This is a genomic window from Actinoplanes italicus (assembly GCF_003001815.1).
Lineage (GTDB): Bacteria > Actinomycetota > Actinomycetes > Mycobacteriales > Micromonosporaceae > Actinoplanes > Actinoplanes italicus.
The window spans coordinates 22,807-35,248 of record NZ_PVMZ01000038.1; the positions used below are offsets into that span (position 1 = coordinate 22,807).

Sequence of the window (12,442 nt, forward strand, 5' to 3'; positions counted from 1 at the left end):
TCCCGTGGGCGGTGGGACGCCGGCGTCCGTGGGGAACGCCCCGCGCTCAAGCGCTGGTGCTGGACCCGGTCCTCGGCAGTGCTTTCCCCTGCGTGCTCCGGTCCGTGTCCTCCCCGGATTACGTGCCGGGCCCGGCTTCGGATGAACACCGCCGGAACTTTTTCGGTAGTCGCGTGGCCACGATCCGCGCAGGCCCGCTGAGCTGCGGGAATAACCGAAAGGTTGCCCGCCTAAGGAAAAAATAAGGATCCGTGGGTGGGTGACGCGGGCCACCCGGTGAACCATTCTCGCGCGCGAGGCGAACTAACTAGTGATGACGAGTCGAGGACATGCCCTGGGAAGGGGGATCGTCATGCGTCACCGGATCATCGCGCTCGCCGGCGCGATCGTCGCGGGCACCGCACTCAACGCGGTGGCCTGGGCGTCACCGGCCGCCGCCGAGGTTCCGGGTTTCGAGGTGCGGGTGAGCGCCCCGGAGAGGTTCACCGCGGGCCGCTCCGCCGCGACGGTGACGGCCGTGGTCACCTCGGAGAATCGCCGGTGCCGGAAGGTGCGGTGGGTCCTGCTCGTCCGCACGCCGGTCGGCGCGGATCAGCTGCGGGTCACCCGGGTCGAGGACAACGGCGAGTTCGCCACCGACACCAGCACCGAGGGTGACACCACCACGATCACCGACGAGGCCCTCGACCCCGGCACACTGTGCCGGGGCCGCACCGTGACCGGCCGCTGGCAGATCGGCTTCGAGGGGCCGGACGGCGGTGACGTGCGGTTCGAGGCGCGCGCCTTCGACGCCGAGCAGACCCTGCTGACCACCGCCGGGGCGACGGCCACGGTCCGCGGTGAGCGCGGCGCGAGTCCGTCCGCCGAGCCGAGCGAGGAGGCCGGGGAGGACGCCGCCGAGGAGGAGGAGGCGCCCGCGGAGGAGACCGGCCCGGTGATCCCCGCGGACTCCGACGAGCCCGAGGCCGCCCTGGTCGCCGAGGAGTCGACGCTGCTCGGCCCCGGATTGATCGTCGGCGGCATCTGCGTGTTCCTCGGAGTCCTGCTGCTGGTCCGGCTGAGGGCACGGGCCCGAACCGTCCGGATCGAGGCGGAGACCCTGCCGACCGGCTTCTACCGGATGCCACCACCCCGATAGGAGCACTTCGTCCGGGTGATTTAGCCGCTCAACGAGCCTTCCCCGGGTTCGTGCCGTCTAGCGTGAGGGCCCAGTGTCACCGTCCATAGGGGAGGACTCCGTGACCCCGCTTGCCCGACGCCCTCGCGTCAAGATCGCCTCCGCGTTCGGCGCGCTGGCCTTCGTGTCCGTCGCCGTGCCGACCGGTGTCTCGTTCGCCGGCACGGACCGCGCCCCGGCCGCGCCGGCCGCGCCCGCCGCCCGGTCCGACGCCTTCCACGGCGTCGACCCCCGGGTGCCCGCCGAGCTGAGCCCGCCCGCCGGGCACGTGCTCCACGCCGTCCTCAAGGCCAAGGGCGTCCAGATCTACGAGTGCCGCGCCGCGGCGTGGACGCTGCTGGAGCCGGCCGCCTCGCTCACCGGCGTCACCGTACATCCGGTGAAGAAGGTGTCGGCCCTGCACTTCCGCGGCCCCAGCTGGCAGTCGGACCAGGACGGCTCCCTGCTCGAGGGCGACCCGGAGGGTGTGGTCCGGGTGCCGTCCGAGCACCCGGGAAGCATCCAGCAGCTGCGGATCAAGGCGAAGCTCACCCGCGGGGACGGGGTGTTCGGCAAGGTCACCTACGTCCAGCGGCTGGACACCGTCGGCGGGGTGGCTCCGGCCGGCGCGTGTGCCCGCGGGACGACGGCGGTGCCGTACCGGGCGGTCTATCGGTTCTTCGTGGCCAAGGCCTGATCGTCACCGGCCTTCACGAACTCGCGGGCGGCCTCGACCAGGCCCTCGGGGTCGTCGGCGTGGAAGCGGACCGTGGTCGCGGGCTGCCCTTTCGCCTTGCGCACCGGCAGGACCAGGGGCTCGCTGAGGCGTACATCGATGCTGGTCTGACTTGCCATGCCGAGTGAGAGCACACCGTCCTCCAGCTGGATCTGACCGCCCGGCGGCATCGAGCGGCGCCGCACCTCGATCGACGCGACCCGATCCCACGGGATGCCGGCGTCGAGGGTGAGGCTGTTGCGGATCCGCAGCCCGGCCGGGCCGACCAGGTGCGGGTGGACGACCATGCTGGCGGCCAGGCCGATCATCCAGATCAGGCCGTAGACGCCGGCGAAGAGCGCCACGTTGGCGACCGGCCGCCACGGGATCAGCAGTTCCAGGATCGGGATCTCGATGGCGGACACCGCGATGAACGCGATGAGGATCATCTTGACCGCCCCGATGTACCCGAACCGGCGGGTGCCCGGCGCGACCGGGACCGGGCGGCGCAGGATCCAGCGGAACAGCGCCGCCCAGAGCCTGATCTCATAGACGACCACGAACCGGACGAGTCCCCAGACCTTCTTCACGTCCATGACGGTAGGTCACGATGCACCTGTATTGCAATAGCCCTGCCGGACAGCACTGACGGCCGGCGCCTGCGCGCCGGCCGTCAGGTGATTCAGTGGATCAGCTCATCACAGCGCCGGGTAGGCGTTGGCCATGAGCTGGGTGAGCTGCGCCGGGAAGAACGCACCCGAGATGGGAGCGTCGGCCAGCGCACCGGACATGCTGTTGCCGTTACGGGCGTTACCGGTGTAAGCCGGGTCGCACATCTGGTCGAAGCCCTTGCCCTCGGTGTTCGGGATGAGCTTGCTGGAGCCATCGGACTCACCCGGCGGCTTCACCCAGACGTAGGCGTCGATACCGGTGGCCGGAGCCGCGGTGGGACGCTCGCCCAGGCCGGCGCCGGCCTGGTTGCACCAGTTGCCGGCGTGGATCCGGCGGTCGATGCGCGACTCGTTGACGTAGGTGTCGACGTTGGTGCTGGTGCTGGCCGCGGTCGGACGGGCCGAGCCGCCCCAGCCGTTGCGCGAGGTGTCGATCAGCATGCCGATACCCGAGTCGAAACCGATCGAGACAAGCCGGTTACGGAAGGCCTGCGCGAAGGTCAGCTCGTCGGTGTACTGGTTCCAGTCGACCCACTTGGACTGGCGGACGCTCTGGCCACCGACCGTGGTGGTCGGCTGGACGAACGGCTCACGCAGCGCCGAGTAGTTCGCGGTGTTGGTGATGAAGCCGTGCACGTTCTTCACGTTGCCGGAGGCACGGGCGGCCTCGAGCATGATGTCGGCGGTCGGGTTGAAGTTCGAGTCCCAGCCGATCCAGCCGTGGTGCGCGGCGTCCACGTAGTTGTACGTGTTGGCGAGCGCGCCCAGCTTGTTCAGGGCGTAACCGATGCCCTGGACGTAGCCGCCGTTCGCCTTCATCGTGTCGCAGGTCGCCGTGGCTCCGGCCGCGCTGCCGACGTTGGTGACCAGGTTCGGCAGCGAGTCGATCTCGACGATGTTGATGATCCGCAGGTTCCGGTACTTCGTGTCGGCCTGGATCGCGGCGATCGGGTCGATGTACTCGGCCTTGTAGCGCGGCAGTTCGTTGGGGCCGAGCTCACCGTTGGAGGCGAGCGCCGCGCAGTCCCGGCCGGGCAGGTTGTAGATGACGAACTGGATGTAGCCGGCACCCTGTGCCAGAGCCGCGTCCAGGTGGTCACGCACACCCATCGAGCCGTTGGAGCTGCTGCCGGAGGTGCCGTTGATGGCGGCGATCCGGTCGATCCAGACGGCGGTCGGGTTGCTGGAGATCCGGCTGCCGCCGGAGACCGACTCCGCCTTGGCCTTCCACTCCGAGTTCACGTAGCCCTTGGCGCCGGCATACGGGTTGTCGACCTTGCCGGGCGGCGGCGGAGGGTTGGAGGTGGACGGCGACGGTGAGGTCGACGTGGAGGTGGAGACGGACGCCGAGGGCGAGGGCGAACCGGTCTGGCCGTTGCAGACCGTGCCGTTGAGCGAGAACGAGGCGGGCGCGGTGTTCGTGCCCGAGTAGTTCGCGTTGAAGCCGAAGTTCGCCGTGCCGTTGGTCGCCAGCGAGGCGGCCCAGCCCGGGTTGGTGGCGGTGACGTTGGCGCCGGACTGGGTGATCGTGGAGCTCCAGCCCTGCGTGACCTGCTGGTTGCCGGGCCAGGTCCAGGTCAGGTTCCAGCCGCCGGAGATCGGGTCGCCGAGGTTGGTGACGGTGACGTTGCCGGTGAAGCCGGTGCTCCACTGGTTCACCGTGTAGTTGACGCGGCAGCCGGCGGCAGCGCTGGCGCTGGTCGCGACAGCCATGGCGCCGGTGGCGGCGACGACGCCCACGGCAGCGGCGGCGGTGAGCGCCCTGGCGCGGGTGGGGATGGGTCTCATGAGGGCTCCTCGAGACGGGGGCGGCGTGGGAGCACGCCGGGGAACGGTCAGCCAACACATCGGTGGGGATCGCTGGCCGATATGGACAGCATTCCATGGGAGCGCTCCCAGCGCAATCATTCCGAAACAGCCGGGCAACCCGGAGTTCATTGCGCCCTCTACCAGCACGTTTTGACCGGCTGTGTCGAAGGGCGGGGCTCGAGGGCCTCAGCCCTGGGCGTCCGCCGCGGCACCGAGCCGCTCCAGCACGCTCGCCAAGGGCAGTGCGGACGCGGAGGGCAGGACCAGGTCGGCATGCCCGAATCGGGAGCTCTGGGCGTACGGATTGGGAATCGCCACGCACCGCAACCCGGCAGCCACCGCGGCCGAAACGCCGTGCGGGGTGTCCTCGAAGGCCACCGCCGCCTGCGGCGGCAGACCGAGACGTTCCAGCGCCAGCAGATACACCGCGGGATCCGGCTTGTGCCCGGCGACCTCGTCGCCGCAGGCCAAGACCTCGAAGCGGGCCAGGTCACCGGTCCGCGCCAGGTTGCCGGCCACCCACTCGCGCCGCGAACTGCTCGCCACGGCGAGCCGCAGCCCGAGGCCTTCGGCCTCCGTGAGCCAGTCGGCGAGGCCGGCGGTCAGGCCCAGCGCCGCATGCAGCTCCTTGCGGTACGCGGTACGCCGCGCGTGACTCGCGGCGCGGTCGAAGCCCGGCCCGGCAGCGGCCGTGAGCAGCGAGTACTGCTCCTCGGTGGTGTCACCGCCGTGGTCGGCGAAGAAGCGGGACTCGTCCAGTTCGAGCCCGTGACGCCGCCACTCGGAGCGCCAGCTGTCCAGCAGGGTGGTCTCGGTGTCCATCAGCAGGCCGTCGAAGTCGAAGATCAACGCCTTGGTCGCCATCGGAAGATTATGAAGGGCACCCGACCGCACCCGATTTGCGACCCGGAGGAGCGCGGTCGCGGCTCAACACCGACCCCGGCGTGCCGACCCTAGGGCCATGAGCGTGGGCAGCGAGATGCACACAGCCGGTCCCGGAGTCACCGAGGCCGGTGGGGAGACCATGACACCGGACCGGCAGGGCCTGATACTGGCCGAGCTGGTGGCGTTCATGACCAAGGACACCCCCTCGGTGCAGCATGTCCTCGATCTGACCGCTCCGCACCTGGAGGAGATCGCCGGGCTGACCGCGGCCACCGTCTTCGAACTGGACTCGGAGACCGGCCAGATGACGGTCAGCGCGCAGGTCGGCGAGCCCGGCAAGCGCGACCGGCTGGTGGCCGGCAAGGTCTTCCGTGCCCCGGCCGGCGGCAAGCCGGTCGTCAACGGCGAGCAGATGGCGATCCGCCTGCGCATCGGCGGGCAGACCGTCGGCATCCTGCTGCTGACCGGCACCGCGCTCGGCGAGCTGCAGCTGGACACGATCTCGACGATGGCGCTGCACTTCGCGACCACCCTGCAGGGGCTGGCCGCCGAGAAGCAGCGGCAGTTCGTGGCGCACAGCAGCGCCACCATCCGGGAGCTGTTCGAACAGGGCATGACCGCCGGGGACGTACGGACCGCCGCGGAGCTGCTGGCCCGCTCGTGCGCGACCGCGTTCCGCACCGAGCACGCCGCGATGCACCTGATCGACGGCGACGGGCTGATCCGGTATGTGCACGGGGTCGGCTTCTCCGACGACATCCACCGGGAGATGACCGCCAACCTGCTCGGCAAGGCCGCCTCGGACTCCCCGGTCTGGCGTGGCAGCGCCGACAGGGGCGAGCCGATGCTGGTCGCTGACGCCACGGCGGTCAAGGTCCGGGCCGGTGGGCTGGCGCAGACCCTCGGGGTGAAGTCGTTCATCGCGATGCCGCTGATGTCGGCACAGGGCCCGGTCGGCATGGTGATGTGCGGTGACTCCAGCGGCATGCGCGACTGGAGCGCCCAGGACCGGATCCTGGCCCAGCAGCTCGCCGTCGAGGGCACCCTGATCATGGACAGCGCCCGGATGCGGCAGGCCGCCGAGGTGCACATGAACGAGCTGACCAAGCAGGCGTTCCACGACTCGCTGACCGGCCTGCCCAACCGCAAGCTGCTGCTGGACCGCGCCGAGACGGCGGTGGAGATCGCCGGGGCGACCGGTACCCGGGTGGCGTTGCTGCTGCTCGACCTCAACGGGTTCAAGCAGGTCAACGACACTGTCGGGCACCACGCCGGCGACGTGCTGCTGCAGCTGGTCGGCAAGCGCCTGCAGGGTGTGGTGCGGCGCCCGGACCTGGTGGCCCGGCTCGGCGGCGACGAGTTCTCGGTGCTGCTGACCGGCTCGCCGGACGAGAAGGCCGCGATCGACGTGGGTGACCGGATCTGCGAGCGGCTCCGGGAGCCGTTCGACATCGAGGGCTCGCCGGTACGCATCGGCGCGAGCATCGGTGTGGCGATCTTCCCCGAGCACGGCACCGAGGTCGCCGAGCTGATGCGGGAGGCGGACGCATACATGTACCAGGCGAAGCGGGGCGGCGGCGGAGTCCGGCTGGCCGGCAGCTGACCGATCGGAATGGGACTCGCCGTCTGCCGGATAAGCGGTAAATGCCGCTCCCCGTACTGGTAGTTTTCGGGCTGAATATCCCGAAACTACCCCACGGGGAGGACAACGTGGGCAGTACCCGCTTGCTCGCGGCCGGCACCCTTCTGGCCGCCGCCCTCACTGGCGCGGCACCGGCCGCGGCGGCGCCCCCGGCGGACCCGAAAACGGACATGGTGCTCAGCGCCGGAACGGCCGAGGTGAAGCCGGGCACCATGATCACCCTCAGCGGCTGGGCCGGGTGGCTCGGCCGTGACACGGGCAACGCCGGGAAGGTCGATTTCTTCTTCCGCAAGGGAGCGACGGGTCCGAGGGTCCGTGTCGGATCGACCGAAGCAGCCAGCTCCGGGGAGTTCCGGCTCAAGGTCAAGGCCACCGCCAGCGGCCAGTACGCGGCGGAATACCAGCACCGGAAGCAACCGGTGAAGGCCAACGGCACCGCCTACCTGAACGTCTACACCGAGAAGCCGGTGGAACGGACACTCTTCGGCTGGAACGCCTTCACGATGCCCTGCCTGCCGGCCTGCGAGGCGGTCGGGTCGGAGCAGCTCATCAGCCCCGCCCCGATCAAGGTCAAGCTGACCAGGGAGTGCCTGCAGCCGGTCGCCGGCGGCCGGGTCGGCTTCACCAGCGACCCGAAGAACGCCTTCAAGGCCGGTGATCCGGGCTGGCGTGAGTTCCCCAAGGGTGAGGGACCGACCGAGTTCGAGCTCAAGCCGGGCATCACGCGTGGCCACTTCTATCTTCAGTGGACCAGCACCGCCGCACCCGAGGGTCAGTTCACCTCCTGCAACCTGTCCTTCCTCGCCACCCAGACGGACGTCCAGAAGGACTACGTCTGACCCATTCCAGGGCCGGTGGGCATGTTCGCGCACCGGCCCGGGCCCGAGCCCACCTAGACTTCGGTCCCATGCTCACCATGCAGGACGCACTGACCCGGTTGACCGCGTACTGGACCGATCAGGGTTGCCTGGTCGTTCAGCCGATGAACACCGAGGTCGGCGCCGGCACCCTCAACCCGGCCACCTTCCTGCGGGTTCTCGGGCCCGAGCCGTGGCGGGTCGTCTACCCGGAACCGTCGGTGCGCCCCGACGACTCGCGCTACGGCGAGAACCCGAACCGGCTGCAGACCCACACCCAGCTCCAGGTCGTCCTCAAGCCGGACCCCGGCAACCCGCAGGAGCTCTACCTCGGCAGCCTCGCCGCGATCGGCATCGACGTGGCCGCGCACGACGTGCGGTTCGTCGAGGACAACTGGGCCTCTCCCGCGCTCGGCGCCTGGGGACTCGGCTGGGAGGTCTGGCTCGACGGGCTGGAGATCACCCAGTTCACCTACTTTCAGCAGGCCGGCGGCCTGAACCTCGATCCGGTCAGTGTGGAGATCACCTACGGCATCGAGCGCATCATCATGGCGCTGCAGGAGAAGACCCACTTCAAGGAGATCGAGTACGCCCCGGGCGTCAGTTACGGCGAGGTGTTCGGACAGTCCGAATACGAGATGTCGCGCTACTACCTCGACGACGCCGACATCGACGCGAACCGCCGGCTCCTGGAGATCTACGCGGCCGAGGCCCAGCGCATGATCGACGCCGGACTGCCCGTGCCCGCCCACTCGTACGTGCTGAAGTGCTCGCAGGCCTTCAACGTCCTCGACTCCCGCGGCGCCGTCTCCACCGCCGACCGGGCCGCCGAGTTCGGCCGGATGCGGCGGCTCGCCGGGGAGGTCGCCAAGCTGTGGGTCGGCCGCCGCACCGAGCTCGGCCTGCCGCTCGGCACGATCGACGCGCTCGAACCGGCCCGCCCCGCGGCGAGCGTGCAGACCGCCGACGGCGAACGCACGCTGGTCTTCGAGATCGGCACCGAAGAGCTGCCGCCGGCCGAGCTGCGGTCGGCCCGTGAACAGGTGAAACGGCTGCTCACCGAGGGTCTCGCGGGCACCCGGCTGGGGCACGGCGAGGTCCGCGTGTTCGGCACTCCGAGACGGCTCATCGCCGTCGTCCCGGCGGTCGCGGCGCGCGAGGAGGATCACGTCCGCACGGTCAAGGGCCCCAAGACCCAGGCGGCGTACGGGGCGGACGGCGCCCCCACGAAGGCGCTGGAGGGCTTCGTCCGCGGGCAGGGCGTCACGATCGCCGACGTGGAGACGGAAGAGCTCGCCGGCGTACCCCATGTGGTGGTCAGAAAGCACGAAGCAGGGCGCGCGGCACCCGCCGTGCTCGCCGCCGTGCTCGCGCAGGTCGTGACCGGTCTGCGGGCCGCCAAGAACATGCGGTGGAACGACCCGAAGCTCGCCTTCAGCCGGCCGGTCCGCTGGCTGACGGCACTGTGGGGCGACGACGTCGTGCCGGTGACCGTCTCCACGCTCGCCGCCGGCCGCCGCACCCGGCTGCTGCGCACCGCCGCGACACCGCACGCCGACATCGCCTCCGCCGAGACCTTCCTGGAGACGCTCGGGGTCAACGGGATCGTCGCCGACCATGAGGACCGCCGCGAGCTGATCGTCATCGGCGCCCAGGACCTGGTGTACCCGGACGGGAAGATCGACGTGAAGGGCGAGGCCGCGCTCATCGACCAGATCACCGACCTGGTCGAACAGCCGCTGCCGCTGCTCGGCACCTTCGACGAGAGCTATCTGTCGCTACCGGACGCGGTGCTCACCACGGTGATGCGCAAACACCAGCGTTACCTGCCGGTGCGCGATGTGGACGGGGCGCTGCTGCCGATGTTCGTCACGGTGGCGAACGGGCCGGTCGACGTGGAACTCGTGCGCGCCGGCAACGAGGCGGTGCTGCGGGCCCGTTACGAGGACGCGGCCTTCTTCTACCGTGCCGACCGCGAGACGCCGCTCGCGACCATGAAGTCCCACCTGGACCGCCTCACCTTCACCGACAAGCTCGGCTCGATGGCCGATCGGGCCCGCCGGATCGCGGCCCTCGCCCTCGCTGTCGCCGCGCGCCTCGGCTTCGTCTCACCCGTTCTCGACCGGGCCGCCGAACTGCTGAAGTTCGACCTCGGGTCGCAGCTGGTCACCGAGATGACCAGCCTGGCCGGGGTGATGGCCCGCGACTACGCGCTGCACGCCGGTGAGGACCGGGCCGTCGCGCAGGCCGTCTACGAGGCAGAACTGCCGCGCAACACCGGAGACGCCCTGCCCGCCACGCTGCCCGGCGCCCTGCTCTCGCTGGCCGACCGGCTCGACCTCGTCGCCGGGCTCGCCGGCACCGTCGGGCTGCCCACCGGATCCAGCGACCCGTTCGCGGTCCGGCGGGCGGTGCTCGGGCTGCTCGCCGTGCACCGCGCGACGCCGGCCCTGGCCGGGTTCTCCCTGGTCGACGGCATCGAGCTGGCGGCCGCCGCGCAGCCCGTGCCGGTCGAGGCCTCGACGCTCACGGCCATCGGGGAGTTCCTGGCCAAGCGACTGGAGCAGGCGCTCACCGAGGAGGGACGGCCGGTGGACCGGGTGCGGGCCGTGCTGCCGCACTTCTCGCGGCCCTCGGTCGCGGACTCCCTGCTCGGCCAGCTCGACGACGCCTTGACGGATCCCGGGTTCCGGGCGGTCGCCACGGCCGTTCAGCGGGCCCGGCGGATCGTGCCCGCCGGCACCCCCGCGGGTTACGACGCCGCGGTGCTGAAGGAGCCCGCCGAGATCGCGTTGCACGACGCGGTCACCGGCCTGCGCGTCACCGGTTTCTCGGACATCTCGTCGTTCGTCGCATCGACGTCGCCGCTGGTCGAGCCGGTCGGGCGGTTCTTCGACGAGGTGTTCGTGATGGCCGACGACCCCGCTGTACGGGCCGCGCGACTCGGCCTGCTGGCCACCGTCCGCGATCTCGGCGAGGGTCTGCTCGACTGGGATCACCTGCGGATGTGAGTTCCTGTCGTACCCCTCCGCTAGGTTGCTGACCCACGGAGGTGGTCGATGTCCGAGGTGGTGCTCGCCTATGACCGCCCGTCCCGGCTGGACGGCGGTGTGCTGGGGCTGGGGCGGGCCGGTGGTGCCGGTCCGCTGCCCTTCTTCGATGGCTGGGCGGCCCGGCCGGGTCTGGTCGCCGCGCTGCTGCTGGCAGTCGCGGCGGTCGCCCGGTCGCGCTACTTCCAGCCATCCGCGGCCAGGCTGCTCGACCCGATCCTGACCAGTGGCGACGGCCGGCTCCGGCTGGAGTCGTTCTCGTCCTGCTGCGGCGTCTACGCGCGGGCCGACCTGCTGCCGGAGGCACTGACCGGCGCGCGGGCCGAGCCCGGCACCACCAACGTCGACCTCAACCAGGACGTCCGCGACGCGCTGTCCCGGCTGGGCGATCGCGACGAGCTGCGCCTGAGCGTCGGCGACGACGGCCTGAGCGTCGTCACCCGCGCGACGACGGCGTTCGAACGGAAGGTCGCGCTGCCCACCCGATGGATCAAGGGTCTGGGTGAAGCGGCGCTCGCCCAGGCCGGCATGGAGGTGGCCGCCACCGCCGGTGCGGCCGCCGCCCGTCGGCTGCTGACCGGGCTGCCACCGGCCGGTCCGGCTTCCGCGGCACCGTGGGCCCTTGTGCCACAGGGCCGTGAGTTGCGGTTCCGGCAGGTCGCCGCAGCCGGGGCGCCGCTCGTGGGCGGTCCGTTCCGGCTGCGTGAGATGCGTCCGCTGGCCCGTCATGCGTTGGGGCTGACGGTGTGGACCCGGCCGGAGCGGGGGCCGCGTTCCACCGCCTTCCAGCTCGACCTGCCCGGCGCCCGGCTGTGGCTGGTGCTCAGTCCCGACGTGACCCGCGGCTTCTCCGGTGAGGGGCAGGCGCTCGGCGCGCTCGCCGACCCCGGCGTGGTGGCCGGGGCGGAGGCGCTGCACCCGTCGCTGGCCTGGACCGCCCGGATCGACGAGAACGCCCTCGCGGCTTCGGCGGGCGTCGCAGCCGAACGGTTGCGGTTGATGCTGGCCGTGCTCGGCGGTCAGGGTCTGGTCGGCCATGACCTCGTGGAACAGGCGTGGTTCCGGCGAGATCTGCCATTCGTCGCCGGACGCGTGGCCGCCCTGCAGCCACGGGTGCGGCGGGCCGCGTCGATCGACGCCTCGGACGTCACGGTCAACCCGGTCGAGGGCGGCCACGAGGTGTTCGTCCGGGGCCGCGGCTTCTCCCACCGGGTGACGCTGATCGGGGCGGACGCCCGGTGCACCTGCCTGTGGTTCAGCCGCCACGGCGACGCCCGCGGGCCGTGCCGGCACGTGCTGGCCGCCAAGGCCTGTGTCGCCCCCGGTCCCGCCTCGGCGTCCCCGTGACCGCGGACCGGCCTCCGGCCCCGCACTTCGTCCGCCTTTACTCTGGCCACATTCCCACGGCCGTGCTTGCCTTCGCCCGCCCTCCCATAGCCCGCCCTTTCCTCCGCCGTCCTTTCCCTCCGCCGTCCTTTCCCTCCGCCGTCCTTTCCCTCCGCCGCCCTTTCCCTCCGCCGCCCTTTCCCTCCGCGCGACCGGCGCTGTCAGCTCACCACCCACCCTTCCCTTCGCGGCCGGTACCGCCGGCCCGCCATCCGTCCCTTCTCTCGCGGCCGGTATTGCCGACTCACCCTTCGCCTGTTCCCTCGCGGCC

9 protein-coding genes are annotated in these 12,442 nt (G+C 71.0%); 6 read left to right on the forward strand and 3 right to left on the reverse strand.

Annotated elements, in window-relative coordinates; all coding sequences use genetic code 11:
- The first annotated feature begins 352 nt into the window (after nt 1-352).
- The gene (locus CLV67_RS48110) at nt 353-1,138 is read left to right on the forward strand and encodes a hypothetical protein (RefSeq protein ID WP_106330697.1); all 786 of its coding nucleotides are present in this window, start codon (nt 353-355) and stop codon (nt 1,136-1,138) included.
- Nucleotides 1,139-1,238: 100 nt separating this feature from the next.
- Nucleotides 1,239-1,853, forward strand: a complete 615-nt coding sequence (locus tag CLV67_RS48115) for a DUF3455 domain-containing protein (RefSeq protein WP_106330698.1) — start codon at nt 1,239-1,241, stop codon at nt 1,851-1,853.
- On the opposite strand, the gene CLV67_RS48120 is transcribed toward CLV67_RS48115, so the two are convergent.
- The 3 genes from CLV67_RS48120 to CLV67_RS48130 form a co-directional block, all read right to left on the reverse strand.
- A complete protein-coding gene (locus CLV67_RS48120; protein ID WP_146169616.1) occupies nt 1,826-2,461 on the reverse strand; it encodes a hypothetical protein in 636 nt (211 codons plus the stop codon). The genes CLV67_RS48115 and CLV67_RS48120 overlap by 28 nt on opposite strands.
- 108 nt (nt 2,462-2,569) lie before the next feature.
- Complete coding sequence (locus CLV67_RS48125) at nt 2,570-4,330, reverse strand: glycoside hydrolase family 6 protein (RefSeq protein WP_106330700.1); 1,761 nt, start codon at nt 4,328-4,330, stop codon at nt 2,570-2,572.
- A gap of 207 nt (nt 4,331-4,537) precedes the next feature.
- Entirely contained in the window at nt 4,538-5,215 is a 678-nt protein-coding gene (locus tag CLV67_RS48130; RefSeq protein ID WP_106330701.1) for an HAD family hydrolase, read from the reverse strand.
- A 97-nt stretch (nt 5,216-5,312) separates the two neighbouring features.
- On the opposite strand from CLV67_RS48130, the gene CLV67_RS48135 reads away from it, so the two are divergent.
- The 4 genes from CLV67_RS48135 to CLV67_RS48150 all read left to right on the forward strand — a co-directional run bounded on the left by CLV67_RS48135 (nt 5,313) and on the right by CLV67_RS48150 (nt 12,132).
- The gene (locus CLV67_RS48135) at nt 5,313-6,839 is read left to right on the forward strand and encodes a sensor domain-containing diguanylate cyclase (RefSeq protein ID WP_106330702.1); all 1,527 of its coding nucleotides are present in this window, start codon (nt 5,313-5,315) and stop codon (nt 6,837-6,839) included.
- Between the two features lie 107 nt (nt 6,840-6,946).
- A complete protein-coding gene (locus CLV67_RS48140) occupies nt 6,947-7,717 on the forward strand; it encodes a hypothetical protein (protein ID WP_146169617.1) in 771 nt (256 codons plus the stop codon).
- Nucleotides 7,718-7,785: 68 nt separating this feature from the next.
- The gene (locus CLV67_RS48145; protein ID WP_106330704.1) at nt 7,786-10,746 is read left to right on the forward strand and encodes a glycine--tRNA ligase; all 2,961 of its coding nucleotides are present in this window, start codon (nt 7,786-7,788) and stop codon (nt 10,744-10,746) included.
- 48 nt (nt 10,747-10,794) lie between these two features.
- Nucleotides 10,795-12,132: an SWIM zinc finger family protein gene (locus CLV67_RS48150; RefSeq protein ID WP_106330705.1), complete on the forward strand. Its 1,338-nt coding sequence runs from the start codon at nt 10,795-10,797 to the stop codon at nt 12,130-12,132.
- Nucleotides 12,133-12,442 lie beyond the last annotated feature (310 nt).

Bases quoted from the DNA above. Each gene is read 5' to 3' on its own strand.
- CLV67_RS48110 (WP_106330697.1), top strand. From the start codon at position 353: ATGCGTCACCGGATCATCGCGCTCGCCGGCGCGATCGTCGCGGGCACC.
- CLV67_RS48145 (WP_106330704.1), top strand. From the start codon at position 7,786: ATGCTCACCATGCAGGACGCACTGACCCGGTTGACCGCGTACTGGACC.
- CLV67_RS48130 (WP_106330701.1), bottom strand. From the start codon at position 5,215: ATGGCGACCAAGGCGTTGATCTTCGACTTCGACGGCCTGCTGATGGAC.
- CLV67_RS48135 (WP_106330702.1), top strand. From the start codon at position 5,313: ATGAGCGTGGGCAGCGAGATGCACACAGCCGGTCCCGGAGTCACCGAG.
- CLV67_RS48150 (WP_106330705.1), top strand. From the start codon at position 10,795: ATGTCCGAGGTGGTGCTCGCCTATGACCGCCCGTCCCGGCTGGACGGC.
- CLV67_RS48125 (WP_106330700.1), bottom strand. From the start codon at position 4,330: ATGAGACCCATCCCCACCCGCGCCAGGGCGCTCACCGCCGCCGCTGCC.